General features: G+C 46.9%; 18 protein-coding genes. 8 read left to right on the top strand and 10 right to left on the bottom strand.

Annotated elements, in window-relative coordinates; translation table 11 throughout:
- Positions 1 to 6: 6 nt before the first annotated feature.
- The 6 genes from OEZ43_00325 to OEZ43_00350 form a co-directional block, all read right to left on the bottom strand.
- Complete coding sequence (locus tag OEZ43_00325) at positions 7 to 1,014, bottom strand: TRAP transporter substrate-binding protein (protein MDH5544002.1); 1,008 nt, start codon at positions 1,012 to 1,014, stop codon at positions 7 to 9.
- Between the two features lie 174 nt (positions 1,015 to 1,188).
- Positions 1,189 to 1,941 (bottom strand): phosphocholine cytidylyltransferase family protein, encoded by a 753-nt coding sequence (locus tag OEZ43_00330; protein MDH5544003.1) that lies wholly within the window; start codon positions 1,939 to 1,941, stop codon positions 1,189 to 1,191.
- Entirely contained in the window at positions 1,938 to 2,546 is a 609-nt protein-coding gene (locus OEZ43_00335) for a gamma-glutamyl-gamma-aminobutyrate hydrolase family protein (GenBank protein ID MDH5544004.1), read from the bottom strand. The genes OEZ43_00330 and OEZ43_00335 overlap by 4 nt, the downstream gene beginning before the upstream one ends.
- The gene (locus OEZ43_00340; protein MDH5544005.1) at positions 2,543 to 4,882 is read right to left on the bottom strand and encodes a PEP-utilizing enzyme; all 2,340 of its coding nucleotides are present in this window, start codon (positions 4,880 to 4,882) and stop codon (positions 2,543 to 2,545) included. The genes OEZ43_00335 and OEZ43_00340 overlap by 4 nt, the downstream gene beginning before the upstream one ends.
- A gap of 5 nt (positions 4,883 to 4,887) precedes the next feature.
- Positions 4,888 to 5,673 carry a class I SAM-dependent methyltransferase gene (locus OEZ43_00345; GenBank protein MDH5544006.1) on the bottom strand — a complete coding sequence of 262 codons (786 nt, stop codon included), beginning with the start codon at positions 5,671 to 5,673 and terminating at the stop codon, positions 4,888 to 4,890.
- Positions 5,670 to 6,209: an adenylyl-sulfate kinase gene (locus tag OEZ43_00350; protein MDH5544007.1), complete on the bottom strand. Its 540-nt coding sequence runs from the start codon at positions 6,207 to 6,209 to the stop codon at positions 5,670 to 5,672. Before OEZ43_00350 ends, OEZ43_00345 begins: the two co-directional genes overlap by 4 nt.
- A gap of 196 nt (positions 6,210 to 6,405) precedes the next feature.
- Between OEZ43_00350 and OEZ43_00355 the strand changes: the two genes are divergently transcribed.
- The 4 genes from OEZ43_00355 (at position 6,406) to OEZ43_00370 (ending at position 11,210) form a co-directional block, all read left to right on the top strand.
- Positions 6,406 to 7,383, top strand: a complete 978-nt coding sequence (locus tag OEZ43_00355; GenBank protein MDH5544008.1) for a hypothetical protein — start codon at positions 6,406 to 6,408, stop codon at positions 7,381 to 7,383.
- A gap of 18 nt (positions 7,384 to 7,401) precedes the next feature.
- The gene (locus OEZ43_00360; GenBank protein MDH5544009.1) at positions 7,402 to 7,527 is read left to right on the top strand and encodes a hypothetical protein; all 126 of its coding nucleotides are present in this window, start codon (positions 7,402 to 7,404) and stop codon (positions 7,525 to 7,527) included.
- Positions 7,528 to 7,898: 371 nt separating this feature from the next.
- Positions 7,899 to 9,854 (top strand): hypothetical protein, encoded by a 1,956-nt coding sequence (locus tag OEZ43_00365; GenBank protein MDH5544010.1) that lies wholly within the window; start codon positions 7,899 to 7,901, stop codon positions 9,852 to 9,854.
- Positions 9,855 to 10,076: 222 nt separating this feature from the next.
- Positions 10,077 to 11,210, top strand: a complete 1,134-nt coding sequence (locus OEZ43_00370) for a glycosyltransferase family 4 protein (protein MDH5544011.1) — start codon at positions 10,077 to 10,079, stop codon at positions 11,208 to 11,210.
- A gap of 58 nt (positions 11,211 to 11,268) precedes the next feature.
- Here the strand turns inward: OEZ43_00370 and OEZ43_00375 are convergent, their stop codons facing one another.
- Complete coding sequence (locus OEZ43_00375) at positions 11,269 to 12,429, bottom strand: DUF4382 domain-containing protein (protein ID MDH5544012.1); 1,161 nt, start codon at positions 12,427 to 12,429, stop codon at positions 11,269 to 11,271.
- Between the two features lie 172 nt (positions 12,430 to 12,601).
- Between OEZ43_00375 and OEZ43_00380 the strand changes: the two genes are divergently transcribed.
- The gene (locus OEZ43_00380) at positions 12,602 to 13,969 is read left to right on the top strand and encodes a HAMP domain-containing histidine kinase (GenBank protein ID MDH5544013.1); all 1,368 of its coding nucleotides are present in this window, start codon (positions 12,602 to 12,604) and stop codon (positions 13,967 to 13,969) included.
- Entirely contained in the window at positions 13,966 to 15,351 is a 1,386-nt protein-coding gene (locus OEZ43_00385) for a sigma-54 dependent transcriptional regulator (GenBank protein MDH5544014.1), read from the top strand. The genes OEZ43_00380 and OEZ43_00385 overlap by 4 nt, the downstream gene beginning before the upstream one ends.
- 6 nt (positions 15,352 to 15,357) lie before the next feature.
- Here OEZ43_00385 and OEZ43_00390 read toward each other — a convergent pair whose 3' ends face one another.
- Positions 15,358 to 16,764 (bottom strand): cytochrome P450, encoded by a 1,407-nt coding sequence (locus OEZ43_00390; protein ID MDH5544015.1) that lies wholly within the window; start codon positions 16,762 to 16,764, stop codon positions 15,358 to 15,360.
- Positions 16,765 to 17,049: 285 nt separating this feature from the next.
- On the opposite strand from OEZ43_00390, the gene OEZ43_00395 reads away from it, so the two are divergent.
- Positions 17,050 to 18,531: a hypothetical protein gene (locus OEZ43_00395; GenBank protein ID MDH5544016.1), complete on the top strand. Its 1,482-nt coding sequence runs from the start codon at positions 17,050 to 17,052 to the stop codon at positions 18,529 to 18,531.
- A 55-nt stretch (positions 18,532 to 18,586) separates the two neighbouring features.
- On the opposite strand, the gene OEZ43_00400 is transcribed toward OEZ43_00395, so the two are convergent.
- Together OEZ43_00400 and OEZ43_00405 are read right to left on the bottom strand one after the other, a co-directional pair.
- The gene (locus OEZ43_00400) at positions 18,587 to 20,413 is read right to left on the bottom strand and encodes a PAS domain-containing sensor histidine kinase (GenBank protein ID MDH5544017.1); all 1,827 of its coding nucleotides are present in this window, start codon (positions 20,411 to 20,413) and stop codon (positions 18,587 to 18,589) included.
- A 52-nt stretch (positions 20,414 to 20,465) separates the two neighbouring features.
- Positions 20,466 to 21,245, bottom strand: a complete 780-nt coding sequence (locus OEZ43_00405) for a transporter substrate-binding domain-containing protein (GenBank protein MDH5544018.1) — start codon at positions 21,243 to 21,245, stop codon at positions 20,466 to 20,468.
- 457 nt (positions 21,246 to 21,702) lie between these two features.
- Between OEZ43_00405 and OEZ43_00410 the strand changes: the two genes are divergently transcribed.
- On the top strand, positions 21,703 to 24,774 hold the full coding sequence (locus tag OEZ43_00410) for an error-prone DNA polymerase (protein ID MDH5544019.1): 3,072 nt from the start codon (positions 21,703 to 21,705) through the stop codon (positions 24,772 to 24,774).
- Positions 24,775 to 24,793 lie beyond the last annotated feature (19 nt).

The following is a 24,793-nucleotide window of genomic DNA, read 5'->3' on the forward strand; positions in this document are numbered from 1 at the left end:
AATGGATTATCGGCCGAGTAGCTTATTGATGTCATCTATCAAATCACCGCCTATCTCGTCACGAAACTCGCTCCACACTGGCTCGTTAGCCTTACGCCATGCGGCCTTTTCTGCTTTGCTCAATTCTACGACCTTGGCAAAGCCTTCCTCTTCGATTTTCTTGCGATCACCTACATCGGCCTCCGCTGCATATTTACGATTTGCATCGGTTGCCTCAGTCAACGCCTTTGTGACTTGCTTGCGAATGTCATCCGGCAGATTTTTCCAGAATTCATCACTGACCACAACGAGATATCCTAAATAAGAGTGATCGGATACGCTGATGTAGTCCTGAACCTCATGAAATTTCTTTGAGTAGATATTTGACCAGGCATTTTCCTGTCCATCCACTACACCTTGACCCAAAGCGGTGTACACTTCTTTAAATGGCAGTTTTTGCGGCGTTCCACCGAGATGACTAATCATAGAAGCGGCAATATTAGAAGACTGGATGCGAAATTTTTTGCCTGTAAAATCGGCTGGAACAGCACGCAGGGGCTTATCACCTTTGGTAGAGAACACCTTCATGCCATTGTCCCATACCGTCAACGCATGCAAGCCTTTTTTATCTAGGCCAGTGGTCAGACGATCCATTAACGGAGAGTCCACTAATTTATGGACATCGGCGATATCGCCAAACAGATAAGGCAGATCGAATGCCTGAAGCGTTTGGGAAAACTTTACAAATTTTGACAAACTGGGCGCAGCCATAATCCCCGTCGTTTTGCTGGAACTGAGTCGCATTGCCTCCAGAACTTTGTTGTCATCATACAACTGCGAATTGGGAAACACCTCTACCTTAACGCGACCATTGGTGTGCTTGTTTACAAGTTCAGCAAATAGATCGGCAGCTCTCCCCTTAGGCGTTCCGGGAGCTACCACATGAGAATACTTGATTGTATAATCCGCAGCGTAGACCTGCATTCCCAACAACGATAGAACCACTAGTAAAAACAGGCGATAGAACACTTTCATTCCGTTCTCCTTCATAACATTCAGATGTAGGCTCAGTTTCGGACATGATCCTTATCGTTATGTTTTTCCAAAACATTGAATCAACATTAGCAGGGAATATACAAATTACCAGAGGAATACTTCCACACTATTTGCGATATAGAAGTTGCACCATAGTTTAGTTAATTTTCGCATTCACTCTGATGAAGGCATTACGAGTTTGCCATTGAGGATGAGGTCTTGATAGTGCGCCAGGTCATTTTCATTGTCTACTTCTCCCCAGCCTGGATCAGTAGGTACTGCGTATATTCTTTCACCGCGCGCAATCAATTGTGACAATAGCCCCGTCATATCGAGGCGATTAAACTCCTCGTGGCTCAATTCTGAAGCATATGTCTTCACAGATTGCCAGGCTTGAGGTGTTAGTTTTAGCAAGCCCATATATTGCCCCTCAATTTGAGACAAATTGTCAGGCTTGTTTCCAATTTCAATCAGCCTGCCGGTGTCGTCTTGACGAAAGGTCTCGGCATCCGACAGAGGATCACTAAACCGTCCCTGCCACAAACTCAGCCAGTCTGGATCATAGGAAATCAGAAATTTGTGAGTGTTTTCGATCAATCTCTTTACGGTCGCAGCGGGATAAAATATGTCCGCATACGATACGATACACGGTGACCGACTCAGCCAGTCATCGGCCGCGAACAAAGATGCAACCATATTGGTTTCTGACCATTGGGAATTGTGAAAACATTTCAGGCCTTGGTCTTCTATCATTTCACTTTTATAGCCAGTAACAACGGCTATTTCATCAATTCCCGCCATGCGCAATGCCGACGTTTGCCATTGGAGCAAGCTTCTTCCGGCCAATTCGACTAGACATTTCGGGCGGTCTGACGTTGCCGACTTCATTCGACTTCCTCTACCCGCCGCAAGAATTATTGCCCTCAATTCTTCACTCCATCAAACCACTTTCTAAATAGCAGAACATCTTTTTGATCGGTCGGTAATTGACGTTCTGGATGCCACATAATTCCCATGATGGGCAATGTTTCGTGTTGGACTGCTTCAATAACACCATCTTCTGCCTGCGCCACAATTTTCAATGGCGAAACGGAATGCCGGGCCGCTAATCGATGATAGCTATTTACTGAATGACGCGCCTCATCACCCGAAACTCTGTGGCTTTCATTGATATGTCCCGTGACTGACACAAGCGAAACACCGAAATAGTGTTGTATTGCCTGCATGCCTCGGCATACACCCATCATTGGCTTTTTATTGTTAATGCAGTATTCAATCAGGTATGTTTCGAGGTCGTCACGCTCAGGCGTTTCACCGCCATATGTTACGAGATCATTTCCGCCTGATAACAAAACACCTACTGGGTTAACTTTCTTGAACAACCCTTCCACTGCAAACCTGCTGTTAGGCAAAACCAGTGGAAGATAACCAATGCTTTGTAGAAACATCGTCCACCGCTGGTCTAAGCAATCGCGTCTCTCCTCATAATCGTTTTCGTTGGCGACGCGTTGGGTTATTGCAAGCAGTTTCACTTCAGTACGATCACCTTTCGATTCGCGCAGTCAAGCTGGAGAAGTGTAGCCTCAGCCCAGGTTCTAAACTGCATTTCACCCGCACCTATGACGGCAGGGACACCCAACTCTCCTGCACGAATTGCCATATGGGAGTTAACGCCGCCATACATCGTTACCAGCCCCGCAATACCAGTTGCAAACAGCCAGTCATAGCCAGGATCGGCGCTAGCGATAAAAACAATACTTCCTCGCAGGCCTTGACGATTGTCAAGATTGCTCGTGACCTTTCCTTCGACTGACTTGAGCGTAATAAAATTGGGCTCGTCTCGCGGCAACTTAAACCACCAGATCTGAGAGGGATCGGTTATTACCGGGGGAAGTACCAGAGAGCGGGTTTCTTCATAAACCGCCTTTCCCTTGCGGATACTTTCTTCAAGAATATTGCGCGGCTCTTCCCAGGAACCATAAAGATATTTCACTACGCCAATATCCACATACGACATATCCTCGCGATCGAATCCCTGCTCTTCACCATACGATTGGAGCAATTGCATGGCATTGCTCAGGCTGCGCGTAAAGACGAATTTGGAATACTCACGTCCCTCGATAGCGGATTTTATAAAATTCAAAACACTCAATCCACTATGGTTCAACTCATGCTGTGCCATCAGTTCTTCCAGCATATTCATCTTTTCCAGAGACATGCGGAATTCACGTCGCTCATGGTTACGCCCAAGTGTTCCTTGCGTGGACCAGTCGAAATACTTTTCCGGCGCTTCGTCATAACGAAGAGAACAAATATCATAAGTCCCGGGGCGCAAATGTCCGTAGCGTTGTAAGAATGCGTCACGACTGAGTAACTCAAAATCTGTGCTAATTTGCGAGCCCACTGTATTCAATGAACTCATAAATCGTTCATAGTCATCCTCACTAAGAACGCCGACATTGATTAGCGACTTCAACATCTGTACAGCAATAAAGCCTGCTCTGGCCAATCCTGCAAATGGCAATGTACCGTAACGCTTGCAGTCTTCCAAAAGCCAATAGATTTTTTCCAGGATATCCAGATCCGAATCAAGTATTTTTTGTTGTCGCTGTTCCAGTTCAGCAATTTTCTCTATATCTACCTTCCACAGACCCGATTCTGGATCAACAATACGGTTGGTTAGTCGCCGCAAACTATTGACAAGCGCATTGCGCTCACCTTGTGCAAAACCGTGACGCTCCAGTTTTTCTATTCGATTTTTAATATCAAGGGTATAACAGGAGTAAATAATCTCAAACTCCACCTTGTCATGATTGTGTGGATTCTCTCGCAGCTGATCCAGATAGTGGTCAACCAGTCGCCCTGCGAGTCCAGGCTCGATATCGGAAGGAATGAAAGAATTAAAGCTTACCCTGACATCAATATAGGGAAATCCGCCGAAACTTTTTAGTAAGGGAAAACTCCGTAGGTTTCGGTAGCCGTAATTGGCACGCTGATAGGCCCAAATCGCATCGGTAATCAGTTCTTTGTAAAGTGATAATGTCAAAGGCCGCGGACGTATTCCGATGATTTCCGCTGGGTTCCAATCTGGCATCACGCCGAATACGGCCTGAGATCCCAGCAAATACGGATGCGGCTGCATTGCCATCGCCAGTTTTTTTTCTATTTGCGACAGCAACCGGGTTTGTTGCTCGCAACTAAGATGTGTCGAATTGGGTAATACTAAAGGCCGAACTTGCAACAAGTACAGATCGTCGTTTTCCGTGACGGCAAACTCAATATCAATAGCATCGTTGTCAAATAGCGAACTAAGTTCGTCAAGCAAATCTGCAAGTCGTTGAAGCCAGGCGGTATTCGGTCTGTTTCTTTTAGACTTTATGCCTATCACAACCTTTACATCATTAGATGTCCCGGCGGTAATCGTGTCTGTACTGCCACTGCCCTCATCATAATTCACTACATAATAGTGTCCACCAGAATTCGGATCTCGGCTAAACGCGACGCCAGCGCGTACCACATTTGTCAACATGGGTTGAATCAATACCTGATCTTTATCATTGATTCGGCCGAATGAAGCGATAACGGCATCTATAGCGTTGGAAACCTGCTCTTTGCCTCTAATATCCAGCAACGATTTGAAGTGTCCTGCCATAGTACTATGCTGAGTATCTTCTAGAAGGCAGCTACTACGGACGATGAGACTCTTGTCAAACCACCCTGACGACTCTATTTGCGAAAGCACGTTTTCCTTCGCCTTTCGCCACTGACCAACCTCTACGAGAATAAGTGGCAGCAGGTTTCCGGTTACGAGCTTTCCCGACAATGTGGCGAGATTTTCCGCTTTCGTACCGAACGCTACCTGAGACATATGCGCTATATTCTGCTTCGCGCCGTCCATAGACGCGTCAGATACGTTGTTTCAATCACGTCCAGTCCACTCACTTTCTTTTCGACATAGTTCATGAATTGAGCGAAGGATTCTTCTCCTGCTTGTGCCCGGATATCGTTAACTGACCACCATACCCCTAGATATGTCTCTGGTGATTGCTGTACCGTATGTCGGCCTTCGATATACAAGACATCCTCGAATAGAGAACTGGTATTTAGACGATCAGAAAGTTGTTCAGTAACGCCAGACCGTCCCGAGGATACACGTTTAATATTGGGTGCGATCTTGTAAAGCGCCTGTTCGATTTCAACTAGTAAAGGATTTGCCTCAATGTAGCGCGGATTCCACAATACGGCCATCTGTCCGCCCGGACGCAATACGCGATGAAATTCCGATATCCCTTTGTCAAAGTCTACCCAATGAAAAGAAGATGCCATCGTGAGCAGGTCGACGCTATTATTGGCTAGTCCAGTGTTTTCACCACTGCCTTTCTTCCATGTAATCGCTAAATTGCCACTATCGGCTTTTCCCTGCTCGCGCATATCGTCATTTGGCTCTATGGCAATCGCCGAGGCACAACCACGTTCGGCCACCATTCGGGTCCAGATGCCGGTTCCAGCACCTACATCAACAAAATCTATTTCATCGATGGTATGTCGAACCTGGCTCAACAAGGCCGTTAGTGCCGCTTCTGCATAGCCAGGACGAAACTTGGAATAGTTTGTAGCCAGCCCGGTAAAATCACCTGGCGCCAGTTTTTCTGCTCTCACGATTTTTCCTCAAGGTGAAAGTGATCCACGATATGTTGCACAATTTGCAACGGCGATAGAGCGCCATCATTCAACAACTCGAGATCTGGACATTTTGGTTCTTCCACAGGAATATCGATGCCCATTACATTCGATACCTGTCCAGCGATTGCTCGACTGTATAGCGCTTTCTGGTCACGCTGCACCAATACGTCGATGGGTACTTTCAAATAAATTTCATGGTAGTGACGAATTTCTTGCCTATTCCAGGCACGAACATCATCGAACATCGAAATCGTTGCACAGACGACATCAATTCCTTGAGTCGCAAGCATATGGCACATTTTTCCGTACTGTGAAGCCAGCTGTCGCCGTTGTTCCAGGCTATGTGATTGTGTATGCCCAAAAACTTCGCGTAGCACGTCTCCGTCCAGGTATACCGATGCCTGACCTATGCTCTGTAAATGCGTATGCAGCAAACGTCCAATTGTCGTTTTTCCCGCTCCAGCCAGACCAGTAATCCAGTACACATGACCCGGTGCAATCGTCGTAGTCACATCAATTTTCTCCGGCCAGACTGATGGTCAAACTAGAAATGGTACCCTGCATAAATGTGACGTGAGCAACAATCACGCCAGTCAAAATACGCTTGATTCGGCCTGGAGCCTATTTTGCATTTCATCGCGTTGAGCAAGGGCGACGGCTAGGCAGTCTTCCAAAAGGCAATTACTCAAAGACTCCAGGTAAAGAGTATTGAACAAAATAATTTTTTCTGTCGGCAGCGTTGGCACTATTGCAATGTGTAATCTGCTATCCCGCTATGAAGGCGTCTTTCTTCCGCACTGGAACGAGGCCAATCTCTTTCTACGTATCCATGAGCAAGTTTACCCTTCAACGATCTTCATTGTTCATAAACATCGGGAACTCGATCTTTGGTCGCAATACATACAGCAAACACCTACGGTAAAATCCTTACATATGGTGCGCAACCCCTCGGCACTGGCAATGTCTCTCGCCAATATGTGGTTATTCCGCGATATTATTGCGGGAATGCCCCTACCCGCGGATGTCACTGACTGGCTCATTTCGAAAAGCGCTCTATCGGATTTTATTTGCTTTGATCGTATCGAACAGATCTGTAGAGAAACGGACGACACACTGGTGATAGATACCAGTGAGCTGTCAGATGCAGAAATCGATGGAACAGATCTCAGAATTAGAGAACATTTCCAGCTGAATTCTTCACCAGGCGAAATAGAAAAAGGGGTCAAGAACTCTCTATTCGATCGTTTTTTGCACCATAGTCCTGTTTTTATCGCTTGGCAGGGCATTCAATTCAAAATTTATTTTTCTGCCTGGGGAAAACTGACGTTATCACCGCAAACACACGAAATTTTCAATTTCAAGTCTGATGCGATCTGGCCTCACGTTTATGATGCTCCGAAGACGATACGCGTATTGATCGACACTAAGAATTTTCATAACATGTTTTTTGAAGATACGAGAAAGTTAATCTTACCGAGACTCGCTGAATATCTTCACAAATCGCTACCCGGTATTGGTCAACACTTATTGCAGCGGTATGAGTCAGCACTAGAACAGTTTGAAGCCATTCAATTGCACGAGCTACCAACAAGAGCCTCGGAATATTATGGGCAAATTCTCAACTCAAAAATCAATTCCTTTGTCGAGCGGCATCCCCATCTACAGTCTCGTTGGAACCTGTTTTAGCTATCCAGAGAAGAGGTTTTGCAAAACGAAGTATTGGCCCGTTTTCGATCCGCTTCTTCGCCGATGGGCATTCAATACCGAGGCAAACCCAATGGTGATAGCCAAGCCATCGACACTTTTAGTATTGCCGGCAACGTCTTTTAGATTCACTCCGAGCACCTTGTTGCCCTGGTTCATTTTTTCATCAGCCAGCTACCCGATGGATCGCCTCATTCTACATTTGAATAGCACTACTGCGCTTCAAACCACTGAAGACACTCTACGTAAAACACGCGGTAGTCCACGCTTAGATCGATCAAGCCTCGCTGACACCCGGAATTTCAGACTCAAACAGCCTTGGACAAAAGATAAGCTTATGTTTTTAAAAGATAACACCGGCACTAATGTCTGGACTGGATTCAATCGTTTTAGTAAGCTAGAAAACAGGTGTCTCGACAGACAATTTTCATAGATGTCTAATGTCGACATAAGCACAATTGCGCATACTAACAATTCAAAAAAACGGGGATATCGACGTGGGGACGATACATATCACTCGACAACAGCTTGGGGTTGGCGGCAAACATTTGGCCATACTGGCAGGTCTAGGGCTGCTCGCATCCTGTGGCCAGGGTTTGGACAAAAACCCTGATACAACAGATGGGCCTCGTTTTTCAGATATACCGCTAAGCTATCTCCCCTTCGCCAATTCATTCAAAGACCAGCCACCTTCGTCAATCGGCCTGTTAAACAGCGAAGACTTCAACGATAGTATTCGTGGCGACATCGTCAGCAATTCGGGAAAACCCGATTTTTTATTCGATACCGCGTTTGACTACCGTAGTGACAAAACAACCGCTTTACCGCCCGTGCGCGACCGCGACTACAATGCGACACTCATATTCGACGGCCAGTATGACACTTCGACGCGTCATGTAACGAATTTTCACACCGACAGTTTCCTGTTTACCAAAAACAGTCGCCTATATCGACAACCTATCTGGCAGACACGCTCTAGCGCGGCGCAAGTCATTTCGAGTGGTGCACGTTTCAACGTAGGCAATTTGTGCCAGCTCAATGGCAAAGGTGACAACAAAGGCAAGTTTCTTCTGGTAGGTCAGGATTATCAAAATGTCGATAACTCCATTATTGTCTACAAGGAAGCCATGCTGTCACAGAACGACAAGAATCAACGCGTGAAACTCTGTGACGCAAACTCAGCCACATGGCGATTTGTCGCCTTGAATGCTAGCGAATCCATGCTACCACTGGAAATTCCACACAAGCTTGCAGGCACCATATTTCAACCGGTACATGACGTGAATAGCGGCGTACTCACCGGTTGGGTCGTCAATGATGCGACAGGTAGTTTGCGCCATTACACGCGAGATTTTAACAGTTACACGTCGATACCTGTTCCTACCACTAACGGAGATGCGGATACCAGCAATGACTGGATAGTGTGGTTGGGCGAGGAAGAAAACGGAAGTTCAATTTGGTTCGCCACCCACGGTGTTCACTTACACCGTTATAACACCCAAAGTAAAACGCTTGTGACACCACCAGGCGGCAACATGCCATCCTTTTCAGCCGTACCAGACAGCAACCATGCACTTCAGGTATTTGGCGCATTTAAACATAACCAGTACCCCTTGTTTGCATTTGACTCCAACTATCTCTATTTCGTCATCAGAAACACGCAAGTTGCTACGACAGGAACAGACGGAACGCCGCTGTATCATTTTATTGTCAGACGAATTCCGGCCGCAGGAACCAGCAGTATGCCGGAGACGCTTGCGCAATTTCTCGCTCATGATTTAGGTAAAATGTTGTTAACTGACAATAAGCTGGTGCTTTCCGTCAGCGACCAGGAGGACACCAGCGAAGGCAGCCGTTTTGTACTCATTGATAAAAACAGCACTTCGTTGGAACCGATGCATGTGACACCGATTACCGGACATAAATGCCTGTTCAATCTGATTGCCAGTGGCACACGGGTATTTGGTAACTCCCTCGCCCTGGAGAGTTGCCGCAAACCCACCACGCAAGATACACACGTACATTTTTTTCAATTTGATGAGTCCGGCCAAGGAAGTTATATCGACAATAAACAGAGCCGAATACTGGCAGCGGAATATACCTCGGAATACAGCCCGTTTGCGCGCAGTCAAACTATTAAGACACTGGTCGTGAAACGTAATATGGTTTCTGCAGGCACAAACTGGACGGATAGTTTCCGTGTCTTCAATCCTGCACTGGCCCAGGACACAGCTATACTCGGCGAGATTTCGGGTAAGAACGAGGCCATGTCGGCACGTGTAACCCTCATGCCTGGTTTTACTGTCGGTATGGTGGAGACACAGCTATCAGTTGAGCGCCAAAAGCTATTCGCCTATTCTTTGCTGCAAGATAACTCTCTAAAAGAGATTTCTCCCGGCTTCTCGTCTGAGGCATCTCATCGCTGGGTTTCCCCGTTTACCTTACCGCCTTAAACGGTGCAACAGGGATGTCGCTGTTCACGTTATAGCGTTCCAAAAAATATTTAGACCGATATCCTAGTACTCATTCACGCACTTACTGGCACATTATTCGCTACAGCCTTTTCTTTAGACGTATGATTTTCACAACCGTTTACTGAACTGCTCAGTCACTATCTATCCAGATAAACAGGGAATGTCTCAAAATAGTCATCGTAACAAAAAGGCGTGTCATTTATGAGTAAACCACTCAAGGTGACTATCGTATTCTCCGACATGACGAAAGCGCCTGCATATGAGTGGTTTGTCGACGAGGTCGATCGAACAAATATCGCTTTCACATTTGTATTCCTAAATGCCCAAACATCAGACACAGCCGAGTATATACGCGCAAAAGGTCTACCCGTTCACTACATAAGCTATCGCGGAAAGAAAGACCTGCCTTTAGCCACTTTACGCCTGATCGGGCTTTTTCTTCGCACTCGACCCGACATCGTGCACACACACTTATTTGGCGCCTCTCTGGCAGGGCTCACGGCTGCGTGGATAACTCGGATAAAAAATCGAATACATACGCGTCATCATTCCAGCTTTCATCATGACTATCACCCACATGCGGTGAAATATGATCGGTACATCAATCGGCTGTCAACGCACATAGTCGCCACCGATAAACTGGTACACGACATACTAGTAAATCAGGAGGCTGTACCCGAGAAAAAAATCAGCATCATTTACCTCGGATTCAAACTGGACTATTTTCGTCACGTCGAGGCTTCGAGAATACAGTTCATCCGGGAACGCTATGGTATACCCGACAATGGTATCGTCTATGGCATGGTCAGTCGTCTGATGACATTAAAGGGAGTCGATTACGCCTTGCGTGCTCTGGAAAGACTGTTAAACGAGGAACCCACATCTGTCGCCGTCATCGCGAACGCGAAAGGCAGCCAACGACAAGAAGTCGAGAACATGATCGCCCGTATGGATTGCGGCGCTCGTATTATTTTGATTGAATTTGAAACCGAAATGAATGCCTTATACAAGGCCATGCATTATTTTATACACGTGCCGATAAATCATCGTATCGAGGCGTTTGGCCAGGTATATATCGAAGCAATGGCAGCAGGCATACCTTGCGTGGTCACCATCTCGGGCATTGCGAATGAAGTAATCAAACACGAGCACAATGCATTAGTCGTCGACTACTGTAATAGTGATGAAATCTATTTTTCACTAAAGAAACTTCAACAAGATACACAGCTAAAAGACAAGATAGTTCAAAACGCTGTTGTCGACTCCAGTCACTTTGAATTCAGTCCAACTGTCGCTCAGTTGGAAAACCTCTATTTAGCCGGAATAACTTCTTAAAGCACCCGATTATTACCTGCCCGTCCAGTTCGAGTATGACCACGCTATGAGCTGATCACTAAGGCGCCTCCGGCGAAACAATAATAAGCGTAATAAGAAAAACGCTTTCACCGTCGATATCGACGAAAACGCCTTCAAGTTTCATCTTTTTTCCGATTGTCAGGCTCTCGACCGTGAGAGGTGCTCCGGCACGGGAAAATATCCTGGCATTTGGCTGTAGGCGCCCGCGTAATATTTCGCCTTCAGACGTTTCCAGCATCATATCACCTGGCAACTCTGCCGACTCAGCCTGTAAATTGGCATAAAGGCGGTGATAACTTCCGATAGGGGCAATCTGTACAAGCGCAACCTCTACAATAGGCATCCCGTTAACGCCATTTTGAGCCTCTCGAACATGACCAATAACGGTTACATATTTTCCAACATCGGAATTCGTCAGCTCAACCATCTCCGCTAACTCGTCAAAGATGCTCGCCGATGTGATATCTGCCTGCATACAGCTAGAAGAATCTTCAGCTTTGCGACACACAATAATATTCTCGCCGTCTACGCTAATCTCAGTCAGCTCGCCGGATTGCCGTACGAGTTTAGTCTGTATTGCTCCTGAGACAGCTTCGATGAATACAACCGGACGAAACCGATAGGCGCCGTTACCTGTTTGAATAATATGCAGTGATTTACCAGCATCAATATCAATCTGAATGGAAAGATTTTCTCCTGGCCTCACTTCAAGACCCTTGCGTGCCAGTAAATCTATTTTTCTATTCCCAGTCAGCGATGGAAACACCCGCTCTATTACATTACCTTCATCGTCTTTACGCACCAACTCTAGACCGTTTTGTTTTAATATCATCCTTAGCTTTCGATACATCCCGGTTGGCACATCGCTTCGCATAGCAAACAACTCTGCATGGTCGCGCAAGGCCAACAAATCAATCGTCTTTTCGCCGGAAAATATTGTAATGCGATTATTTTTCTCAGCGTCTTGCGTGTCGTTTTCATCTTCGACACTTTTCTCCGAACCGCCCAAGAGTGATATTTCACTTATCGTGACATACACAGAATCAAAATCGTCACTTGGTGCATCGGTAATGAAAAGGGAAACCGATCCTGTATTTGAGTCGTTAGATTTACCTGTCTCCCCCCGGCCACAGGAAAGAAATAGGAATAGTGAGAATAGAGACAAACCGAAGATTAATCTGTGCGCAAAACACGACATATATCTACCTTTATGAGAACCTTGCTTGGACGTAATCTCGAACTGTTTAATACACGAATTCATTTGGAAAAAAGTTCCCCGCCCACCAACGCTCAAGCTTTGTATTTATTCCCGCGTAATAGTCAGTGTATAATTCATTTCGCCTGTATAGATTTGATAATAACAACTGACTATGTTTTCACGTCACCGTCGAATTTTCGATCAACGCTTTGATATCGTGCGCTGGTTTTCTGTAACCGGGTTTGTCGCTATACTCATACTGAGTCTTGTAAGCGCTTGGTATTTTTCACAAATATTTACCCGCAACATACTTGAACATGACGCACATGTAATGACAGAGTTTGTCAACAGCATAATTCGACAAAGCAGTGAATCTGATATCTCTCTGACAACAACAAATCCCAGCCCCCTGACCGTATTTTTCGAACAATTGAGTCAGGTACCCGGTATCATTCGCGCAAATGTATATTCAACCGAACACAAAATTCTCTGGTCCAGTCATGCAAAATTAGTCGATCAACATTTTTCCGAAAACGACGAGTTGGATACCGCCCTGAGTGGAACACCTGTTGCCAACCTTGAAGATCACCATGAACTCAGCAAAGCTGAGCATATATTGCTTCCATCTGACGTGGACACTTTCGTTGAATATTATCTTCCAATATGGAAAGCAAAAGACAAAAATGGCGACATAATAGCCGTAGCGGAGGTCTATCGTGTACCACTCGGATTATCAGACCAACTGGTCAGTATCAAAAGATCCGTCTGGACAGCCATAGTCACTGGCGGTCTATTTTTATTTCTCAGTCTGTTCTGGACGGTACGTAGAGCATCGCGCGTTATCAAGTCTCAGGATCTACAGATTGCAGAATCCAGTCGCTTGGTCACCATAGGCGAGATGGCTTCAACCGTCGCGCATGGACTACGGAATCCACTGGCAAGCATACGTTCTTCGGCCGAGCTTGCCATGGAGAATAATAATGAAAGCGAAACTGACAGACTTCTCGAATTAATCATTGAGGAGTCGGATACGATGGAGGCGTGGGTAAGACAGTACCTCAGTGAAATGAAAGTTCAAGAGGGTGTAACCGAAACATGTTTGCTTCACTCTGTGATCGAACAATCATTACAAACATTGGCACATCACCCTGGTTTTGCCCGCAATCATTTTGTTCGGGAAATCGCAAACGAACAGGTAGACGTCAGCTTTAACTGTATGTTACTTACTCAGATCATCGTTGGATTACTGTCCAACGCCATTGAGGCACAACCGCAGGACAATATCATTCGACTCGAAGTATGCCCTGGGCGTCGTATCGACGAAGTCATTCTTAACATTAGCGAACATGGCATAGGAATAAGCCAGGAACAGCAACAAATCGTCTTTGAGCCATTTTATTCCACCAAACGTAATGGACTAGGCGTTGGTCTTTCATTAACTCGGCAGATATTGAAGCGTCATCATGGCGCAATCGATATCGCCTCCGCGCCGGGTAAAGGCACTACCGTGTGCGTCTATTTGAGGATTGCGAAATCGTGACACCGCTGCGCGTTCTAATCATAGAAGACGAAAGAACATTTGCCAATAACATCGCCACCTATCTGACGAAGTCCGGATTTTCCTGCCGTAATGCCTATAGTGGCAACGAGGGCATACGGATATTTAGGGAATTTTCACCGCAACTGGTATTGCTCGACATCAGCCTGGGGGATATGAGCGGCATAGAGGTTTTGAAGACTATCCGCGCGAGCAATGCAAACTGTCCGGTCATTATGATGACGGCATACGGCAGTATTGATATTGCAGTAGAAGCAATGAAGTCCGGCGCAAACGAATTTCTAACCAAACCTGTTTCGCTCAAATCCGTCCGTCAATTGATAGTAGATATACTCACAGGAATAGACGCTGCATCGCTCGACAAAAACACAAAGGAAGCACAGGGGTATCTATCACGCATTGTTGGCCAAAGCAAAGTCATTAAGAAATTGAAACAGGAGATACGCGCTTTGCTCAAAACCGAAGGTGGCGCAGATCATAGCTACGCCCCTCCGGTTTTGATAGTGGGAGAAACCGGCACGGGTAAGGAACTTATTGCCCAGGCATTACACTACGAAGGCAAACGAAGTAAAGGACCATTCGTCGAAATAAATTGCACAACCTTGCCAGAGTCACTGGTTGAGTCTGAGCTTTTTGGTCATGAAAAGGGGGCCTTTACCGGCGCCATCAGCAAGAAACAAGGCTTGTTCGAAGCCGCCCACGGCGGAACCTTGTTTCTCGACGAAATCGGTGACATGCCGATGCAGGTGCAACTTAAATTACTGAAGGTACTGGAGGACAAAGAGGTTCGCCCCTTAGGTTCCTTGCAGAGCCGCAAAGTCGATGTACGTATCGTCGCTGCAAGCAATCGTCCGCTCGACAAATTGGTGGACGAGGGTAGTTTTCGCGCCGACCTGTACTTTCGTCTTTCCATTATCCAGATAGAATCACCGCCCTTGCGTGAGCGCGGTGGAGACATAACTCTATTGGCCAGACATTTTCTACAGATCTTGTCAAACGTCTACCAACGGCCAGTGCCTGTACTGACTGATGGCGCTATCGACGCCATCCAGCAGCATACATGGCCAGGAAATGTCCGAGAATTGCGCAACCTGATGGAAAAGCAGATAGTGACCTCAGTCCATGATCGCCTACTTGCCGAACATCTGAAATTTTCTGATGTTCGAAAAGCCTTCAATACCGACAACTTCCCGGAACCTTCTAGCGAACTCAATCTGCACGACACTGAAAAACAATTACTTCTCCGCGCGCTAGATAAAACTGCCTGGAACGTCAGTGCTGCTGCCAAAATACTCGGCGTAACACGCGATACCTTACGCTACAGAATGAAGCGCTATGGATTGCAACGTAAACGCGATTCGTAAACAGCCTTATATCTCTAACGCAACGCTGACTTCGTCTTCACTAGCAGCACCTGTCTCTGGTCTGAGCCGTTCAGTAAAAATCAGTGGCATTCCATGGGCAGGTCTCAAACTTATGGCTAACTGAGGTTTAGGCACCTCCTCGCGATGATATTTGACCCTGAACTGTTGAATAATCTGCGAGAGTAACAACACCGCCTCAATCATGGCGAAGTGGTTTCCAATACAAACCCGATGCCCTATGCCAAAAGGATAGAATGGTTTGCCCTTGCTCTGATTTTCTTTACCGAGAAAACGCTCCGGCAAAAATTTTTCCGGCTCATCCCATATTTGGGGATCGTGATTCAGATTATAGAGATTAACAATGGTGTAAGCGTCTTTTTCGAATGCGACGTCGTCTATCTCGACATTCTGGTCGACACGCCGCAGCAACAATACGATGGGAGGATACAATCTCATGCTTTCTTCAATAACGGCTCGCGTCAAAGGCATCGCTTCCAGATCCTCGTAACGCGGCCTGTTTTCACCTAAAGCTTGTTGAATCTCCTCGGCCACCTGCTGCTGTATATCCTGATGTGTCGCCAGAAGATATAAGGTCCAGATCAAGGCCGCCGCCGTCGTTTCATGTCCGGCACTATACATGGTAATGGCCTCATCAACGATTTGTTGTGAGCTCATGGCTTGGCCGGTTTCATCATCGCGGCTGTCGAGCAATAGTTGCAACAAGTCGTCGGCCGACGTGATGGATTCCGCACGTTGCTCAATAATGTAACTAATAGTAGAGCTCAAAAACTTCATCGCGCGATCAAAGCGTCGGTTACCTTTCGTCGGGATATAACGAGGCATTGGAAATGGGTGGAAAAAATTTAGCATTGCGTACTTTAATGCCACGGCCAGTTCCTCCGGAAGTCGATCTCCAAATTCCGTCGCATTTTTCCCAAACATAGTGCGTGAGATCACTTCCAGAGTCAGCGATGAAATCGGACCAGAAACGTCGATCTCAGCACCTGTGGTTTGCCGCAGACTGGCAACAAATGCCTCTCCTTGCGCGCTGATCGTATTTACCATCGTGGCAATATTGCTCTTGTGAAATATAGGCTGCATCATTTTGCGCTGCCGTTTCCACAAATCCCCCTGACTGGTGACCAGCCCCTTGCCCAAGACCAACGCCAGACCTCGAGGCTTGTTCAGGTCGTAGGGTTTAACAAAGATATCTTTGTGGCGAATCATGACTTTCTCTATCATGTCCGGCTCACCAATCAAATAAACAGCCTTCTTCCCCAGAAAGAACTTGGCCAACCTGCCACGCGTCTCGAACAACCTGAACATAAACGCCAGAAAATCCTTTTTTACGTCTTTAATACTCCCTAGCAGGAATTGTCCTCGTTCGATAGCAACGCGTTCGTGATCCGTCATTTTTCCTCCTGTTAATCTGGCCTATTATTTACATCAATAGAAAAGTAGTGAGTATTTACTTGTACATCTTCAGTCCCGGAAACGCAGGCTCATTTCTCATGCACTTAATCCGGCTCGCATGCAGTTACACTGATTAAACTGAGTTTACTGTGCGACATGCTACAACAGCTCAGTTTATTTCACTACAGGCGCGAGGAACCGGTTAATCCATAATCACACATTACCTGTTGTTTAAATTTTTCATCAGAACTATCCTTGACCTATGTCACACACAGGGAAACGATTGTGAAAACAGTATCAGACAAGCATCTTGCCAGGCCGCTGATATGTGGCTTACTCACACTACTACTTGCATCGCCAGTAGTAGAGGCTGAAAGTGAATTCGAAAAGTGGAAAAGACAACAGCTGAATGATTTTTCGGAATACAAGTCGAAACTGGATCGCGAGTTTGCCGATCACTTAAAGGCAAGTTGGATTGAAATAAAAGGCCGCAAGGAAAAACCGCTTTTTGACGAGGAAAAGGTTATCACCCCGCCGAAGGCCCCCGAACCTCCGCCATCAAAGACCTTGGTAGAGCCGCTAATGGTTACGCTACCAGAGCGTAAGCCACCGCCTAAACCAGTTCCACCTCCTCCTGCGCCAAAACCGGTTGTACATGGCGTCCAGGTAAAATTCGATTTTTTCGGTAATGAACTGGCGTTTCCTTACGACAGAAAAATCCAACAACGCATGAGTGGCGTGATTGATAAAGAAACCCTCAGTGAACGCTGGTCTTTATTGGCCAAATCAGAATTTGAGCCTTTGCTCAAGCAACTGCAAACCTCGCAAAGGGATTTGCAACTAAATGACTGGGCGTATGCCATACTTGTTGACCGCGTTGCGAGAGATGTTTATCCAAGACAGACTAATGAACAGGTTTTGTTTTCCTGGTTCTTGCTCATCAAAAGCGGCTATCGCGCACGTCTGGCATATCAGGACAGGCAGGTGTTTCTGCTACTGCCTGTAAAGCAGCAGATCTATTCCTCTCAATCGCTTAGCTATAACAATCAGAAGTACTATATTCTCGATTTTGATGGCGGAAAACAGCCACGAGTCAAATCCGTCTTCACATACGATAGCGAATACGATAAGAACAACAAACTTTTTGATTTACAGTTGAATTCTTTACCCATTACTGGTGATAAGACCGTAAAGAGAAAGCTCGAATTTTCGTATACAAATAATAAATACGCATTTGAAACAACCAACAATCAGTATATCGTTGAATTCATGAAAACCTATCCGCAGGTACACTGGGACGTTTACTTCAACGCAAATCCGGTTAGCTCCCCTCGTCAGCAATTGGCCGATCAGCTGCGCCCTGTACTTCAGGGCTTGACTGAATTAGACGCCATTAATCTATTGTTGCGTTTTTCCCAAACCTCATTCAAATACGATACTGACGATAAGCAATTCGGGTTTGAGAAGCCGTTATTTCCAGAGGAAACTCTTTTTTATCCTGCGTCGGACTGTGAGGATCGTTCTTTTATTTTTGCCTGGCTGGTAAATGAATTGCTGGGGCTAGACGTGGTTGGGCTCTTATATCCCGGCCACATGGCAACCGCCGTACGTTTGAATACGGCAATTGATGGCGACACCATCACCCACAAAGGCAAGACCTTTTATATTACTGATCCCACCTATATCAATGCCAACATCGGCATGGCTATGCCTAAGTTTAAAAAACAAAAACCGGAAGTTTTAAAAATTGAAAAATTAAGTATTTAACACGATCGCAAGAGAACACAGTAATATACTTTATTCGATCGTTCTAGCGACGCAACTATTCACCAGACGACTTGAGCAAAGGGATAATGGAGGTATTTGATTGTTGGGCCAAAGGCCCAACAACTGCGTAACGAGGAGGTTTGTCGGCTTTGCTATCGGCGCCATATTCAGGCAAGATAAAAAAGAACGTACTTCCGTTTCCTCGCACCGAAAAATAGTCTATTTCGCCATCGTGTGCCCGAACAACACTTTTGCAGATGTAGAGTCCTAAACCTGTCCCGCTACGACTACGTGAATCAGACGAATCCGCCTGAGAGAATCGCTGAAATATACGCTTGCGGTACTCTACCGGCACGCCTACGCCGTTGTCACTCACTGAGACCTTGATGCGGTTCTTCTCGTGTGTACGTGCGTCGATAATAACAACGCCACCCTCAGAAGAAAATTTCACCGCATTACTGATCAGATTGGAAATGACTTGGATGAGACGCTCTTTATCGCCCTTCACCCACAAAGCCTTACTTCCCAACACCACATCCAGTGAAATATTGCTTGCACCAGCCATACTCTCGTTTAACAGCGCGGCCTCTTTTACCAGTTCACGCAGGTCAAGCCTTGTGAAATTTAAGCTCACGCCACCGGCTTCCATTTTTTGAATATCCAGTAAATCGTTTATGAGAACTTGCAGGCGGTCTGCATTCCGTTGGGCAACGGATACCATATCGACGACTTCGGAATTTAGCGTTTCACCAAACACGCCATGAATGATTGACAACGATCCGACAATAGAGGTCAAAGGTGTGCGTAACTCATGGTTCAGAGTGGAAATAAATTCGTCCTTTTGTTTTTCGATCATTTTTTTCTGTGAAATATCTTTCAAAATCAGCGTATACATACGCTTTCCCGAAATTGAAAACTCCGTCAATGCGATTTCCGCCGGAAAAACTCTTTCACCACTGCGTACGGCATCACCATCAAAAGCGGCAAACCGGTTACTAGGCGCACCGACCCAACCGAGATCGCCACCTGTTTCCATTTGCAAGGCGCCAGGCGTCAGCCTTGGGACAATGCTTTCAATCGGACAATTGGAAAACTCTTTGCTGTTATATCCCAACACAAGTTCTGCCGCTGGGTTCCAGAATTCAATTACGCCTTTCTCGTTAAAACTGATTACAACATCTGCCACACTATTCATAATCAGCTGCAGATAGTCTCGATTCCGTATCAGCTCATCGAATTGATCGTTGATCGTGTGTTTCATATCATCGAAGGATTTTACCAGCGTCTGAAATTCTTCATATGGATCGCTGACGACGGGCTTGGTATCTCCATGTATGGAGAAAGAAGACGCCATATCTGTTAACCATTGAAATGGTTTCTGCAATACGAAGCGCATGAACACCACGGAGAATAAAACCGTCACCGCTATCATCAAAGAATTGGAGACCAGATATGGCCACAGATATTTATAAACCAGCTTATCACGATACGCTTCGTCGGCTTGTAGCGTCACGCGTCCAATAAATCGTTCTTTGAAATATATATCTCGAGACATGACATAAGGACCACTCAACTGATCCCCTGCACTATTGTATATCCTATTGTCATTGTGATCGGTAACCACGATCGCGCGAATAAACTCATTTTTAACATAGGCATCGCAGACCAGCGAAATGGCGTTTTCGTCGAAATTCCACAAAGGCGTGGCCAAAACCTGTGTCAACGCCTGAACGATATCGGTAGAGTGATTGGCAATATCTTGCTCAGCATCTTTAGCTGAAAAATAGAGACTAACACTGGCGATGAGTATAACTGCCGCCAACAACAGCAGGAATAAGCTCAATACATAGGTTCGGATTATAGAACGGCGTCCAGATTTCATATAGGTTCTCAAATACGCAGAAAGCCATTCTGTCTTTTATATTTGCGCTAAATCAATTGATTGATGCGGTTATCCTGTCCAATGTACCGTCATCACGCATTTTCGTCAGAACGCGATCCACTTCGTCCTTCATTTTTATCGCTCGCCCTTTTTTCGACAATGCGATAAAAAACTCCCCTGTTGCTATCGGCTTAACAGCATGACTTATTTTGCCCCTAAATTCCGGGTATTGATCTTCCAAATATATGGCTGTACTACGATTCAGTATCACCAGATCGACCCTGCCAGCTAAAAGCTTTTTCACATTAAGGATATCATCTGCGGTCACTTCAAAAGTGATTTCGTGTTGTTTCGCTGCCTCATTGAATTCGCCATAGTTGAAACCGCGAACACCGGCCACGGTATAGTCTTTTAAATCCTGCCACTGGTTCCAGTCTATGAGTTTGAATCTGTCTTTAGCGTAATAAAGGAGCTGAGGATCACTCAGTGAAATACTGGAATATGCCATATAGGCTTCACGCTCCGGCGTTTTTTTCACCATTAACAGCACATCACTCTCACCGGATTCCATCTGACGCAAACATCGTTCATAGGGATAGATTGCATATTCAGCAGACACAGCCATGCGCTGAAATAGTTCTTTAGCCACATCAAATGCCCATCCACCACCTGGCGCTTCTCCCTCTTTGCCTATCGTCCAGGGCACCCAGGGATCGGCGGATACGCGCACTGTCTCAGATTCAGCGTGACACACGCTATGGGCAAACATGAAAAATAGTAAGGAATAAATCCGATTTAAAGAGGTGGCCGTGCGTGATATGTCGTTTTTCATTTCGACGTTATCCTGTGGAAGCGAACCCGTATATTTCACCGCTTTGAATGGTAAAATATTGTCGAGTCAAGTATTTCAGGCTGCGATACCTTGGTCAAGACCTATACAGGGGCAGACTCTGCGGAAAATTTCATACCAAGACGTATGATGCGCTAATCGGCACACTTGGATTGCTGATATTCCAATGTTTGCGGTCAGACAAACACTCACCACAAATGCGGCGTGGATAATCAGCCATTGTTATTTCACTCAGCAGCGACTCGCCCTTTTCCATACAAAATGCGATTTTTCTCCACGCCCGCGCAAGCAATTGATATTGTTGTGTAGTCCGCTAACGCTCCTTTTCAGGCAATATTTTTCTTTGAAAGCTGTTTATATATACAGTACCATTTCTACCCGGCAATCATACAGGCAGCAGCTGGTCCGGGCATCCGATTTCTACACAAGCAGCCGAACTATGCCCTCACTTTACGCAGAACTCCATTGCCTGAGTAATTTCACCTTTTTGCGCGGCGCCTCGCATCCACACGAGCTGGTACAACAGGCGGCGGAACTGGGATATCACGCGATTGCCATCACTGACGAGTGTTCTTTCGCCGGGATCGTACGTGCACACGAGGCAGCCAAACAACACCACATCAAACTAATCATTGGTAGTGAAATAAAAGTCGAAAACGGACCGCGCATCATTTTGCTTGCCCGTAATCACGACGGCTACACACAATTGTGCCAACTCATCACCCGTGGCCGACGTGCCGCAGCGAAAGGTGAATACCGACTTACTCGGAAAGATTTTCGTACAGATCTTTCTCAATGCTTGGCGATTTACCTTCCCGGTAAACGTTTCTTGCAGCGACAGGCGTTATGGCTTCGACAACACTTCCCACAGACTTGCTGGATAGGCGTGGCCTTACTGGGAGAACAACAGGACCGACAACGACTGGCGCGGTTGCAACAATTTTCAAACGAACACAACATACCATTGGTTGCCTGCGGTGATGTCCATATGCATACGGCACAGCGGCGACTGCTACAGGATACATTAACCGCCATACGTCTCAACAGACCACTACACCAGCTCGGACAACAGCTATACATGAATGGCGAGCGTCATTTGCGGCCTTTATCGCGTCTGCAAAAAATATATCCGGCTGCACTGTTACAAGAGACAGTTAAGATCGCGGAACGCTGCCAGTTCAGCCTCGACGAGATTCGCTATCACTATCCACGTGAAGTCGTTCCCGAAAACGAAACTCCTGCCGCGTATTTGCGTCGCCTCACCTACGAGGGCATGCAACAACGTTGGCCACAAGGCGCAAACAAAAAAGTCATCGACATTATCGAAAAAGAATTGGCGCTGATTAGCGAACTGGTTTACGAACCTTATTTCCTCACGGTATACGACATCGTTCGCTACGCACGCAGCAAGGAAATCCTGTGTCAGGGTCGCGGTTCCGCGGCTAACTCCGCGGTGTGCTATTGCCTGGGTATAACCGAAGTAGACCCATCGCGCATGGAAGTCTTGTTCGAACGTTTTATTTCTAAGGAACGTGATGAACCACCCGACATCGATGTGGACTTCGAACATCAACGCCGCGAAGAAGTCATCCAATATATTTATGAAAAATACGGCCGCCATCGCGCCGCACTTGCAGCAACGGTAATTACTTACCGACCACGCAGTGCCTTTCGTGATGTAGGAAAAGCCTTGGGCCTGGATTTAGTGCAGGTAGACAGGCTCGCCCAATCCGCCAGTTGGTGGGACGGCAAGGCAGTAAAAGCAGAACGCATACGCGAAGCCGGCTTCGATCCGGACACGCCATTGATCGCGCGGGTGATGGAGCTAGTGAATACCATCGTCGGTTTTCCGCGGCATTTGTCGCAACACGTGGGCGGTTTCGTGATCTCCGATTCCGATCTCGCTGCACTAGTGCCGGTAGAGAACGCCAGCATGCCCGATCGCACCGTCATTCAATGGGACAAAGACGATCTTGAAGCATTAGGCCTGCTCAAAGTCGACGTGCTGGCGCTAGGCATGTTAAGCGCGATACGCCGCGCCTTACAGTTAATTAGCGATTACTACGGCAAGCCTATGCGCATGCAGGACATCCCTGCGGAAGATCCCCGTGTATATGAAATGATACAGAAGGCCGACACCCTCGGCGTGTTTCAAATTGAATCGCGCGCGCAAATGGCGATGTTGCCGCGACTGCGTCCAAAAAACTTTTATGATCTGGTGGTAGAGATTTCACTGGTCCGACCAGGGCCGATACAGGGCAATATGGTGCACCCTTATTTGCGCCGGCGTAACGGTGAAGAAGCGATTACTTACCCTAACCTCGCGGTACGCGACGTACTCAAGCGCACGCTAGGCGTACCTATTTTTCAGGAGCAGGTGATTAAACTGGCCATGGTCGCCGCCGGTTTTTCCGGCGGTGAGGCCGATCAACTACGTCGCGCCATGGCTGCCTGGCGTCGTCGCGGATCACTGGAACCGTTTGAAGAAAAATTGCGCGATGGCATGGTCAGTCGTGGCTATAGCGAGCAGTTCGCGCGTCAGGTGTTTGAGCAGATCAAGGGTTTTGGTGAATACGGTTTTCCAGAATCACACGCGGCGAGTTTCGCTTTATTGGTTTATGTTTCGGCCTGGCTCAAACATTATGAACCCGCAGCGTTTACCTGCGCTTTGCTCAACAGTCTGCCTATGGGTTTTTACGGTCCGGCGCAACTCGTTGGCGATGCGCGTCGACACGGCGTAGAGGTGTGCGAAGTCGACGTCATGTTAAGCGAATGGGATTGCGTCCTCGAAGGCGAGGCGCAACAAAAACCCCGTCTACGTCTTGGGCTACGCATGATTAAAGGTCTGTCGCAATCTGGTGCCGAACGCCTGTTGCAAGCGCGCGCGCTGCGTCGATTTAGCAGTGTGCAAGATATGACACAACGGGCCGACCTGGACAAACGCGATACCCAGGCACTGGCCAGTGCCGGCGCACTAAAGGCCTTGGCGGGACATCGTTACCGCGCGCGCTGGGAAGTTTTAGGCACAGAAAAACCCTTGCCCATGATACGCGAACCGATACAAGAGGCCTTGCCCTTGTTACCGCCGCCGAGCGAAGGCCAGAACATCGTCGCCGATTACCAGTCGAAAAACCTCAGCCTCGAACGTCATCCATTGGCCTTATTGCGCGAACAACTCACGCGCAAACGCATACGCAGCGCGGCGCAGGCACGTGATTTTGCGCACGACCGATTTATTCGGGTCGCCGGCATCGTCACCGCGCGACAACGACCGGGAACCGCCAGCGGCGTTACCTTTGTCACACTGGAAGACGAAAGCGGCATGCTCAATATCATCGTCTGGCGTGACATCGCTGAACGACAACGACGTGAATTACTACGCGCGCGGCTACTAGTCGTCTATGGAAAAACCCAAAGAGAAGGCGATGTATTACACATTATCGCCATGCGCCTGGAAGACTATAGTCACCTGCTGGGACAACTGAATACACAGTCTCGGGATTTTCATTGATACGTGTTTGCAATATTTC

The sequence above is a fragment of the Gammaproteobacteria bacterium genome (assembly GCA_029881255.1).
Taxonomy (GTDB): domain Bacteria; phylum Pseudomonadota; class Gammaproteobacteria; order S012-40; family S012-40; genus JAOUMY01.

Excerpts from the sequence above, each read along its gene's own strand:
- OEZ43_00340 (MDH5544005.1), bottom strand. The coding sequence starts at position 4,882 with ATGTCTCAGGTAGCGTTCGGTACGAAAGCGGAAAATCTCGCCACATTG.
- OEZ43_00390 (MDH5544015.1), bottom strand. The coding sequence starts at position 16,764 with ATGACGGATCACGAACGCGTTGCTATCGAACGAGGACAATTCCTGCTA.
- OEZ43_00405 (MDH5544018.1), bottom strand. The coding sequence starts at position 21,245 with ATGAAAAACGACATATCACGCACGGCCACCTCTTTAAATCGGATTTAT.
- OEZ43_00410 (MDH5544019.1), top strand. The coding sequence starts at position 21,703 with ATGCCCTCACTTTACGCAGAACTCCATTGCCTGAGTAATTTCACCTTT.
- OEZ43_00380 (MDH5544013.1), top strand. The coding sequence starts at position 12,602 with ATGTTTTCACGTCACCGTCGAATTTTCGATCAACGCTTTGATATCGTG.
- OEZ43_00400 (MDH5544017.1), bottom strand. The coding sequence starts at position 20,413 with ATGAAATCTGGACGCCGTTCTATAATCCGAACCTATGTATTGAGCTTA.
- OEZ43_00325 (MDH5544002.1), bottom strand. The coding sequence starts at position 1,014 with ATGAAAGTGTTCTATCGCCTGTTTTTACTAGTGGTTCTATCGTTGTTG.
- OEZ43_00375 (MDH5544012.1), bottom strand. The coding sequence starts at position 12,429 with ATGTCGTGTTTTGCGCACAGATTAATCTTCGGTTTGTCTCTATTCTCA.
- OEZ43_00370 (MDH5544011.1), top strand. The coding sequence starts at position 10,077 with ATGAGTAAACCACTCAAGGTGACTATCGTATTCTCCGACATGACGAAA.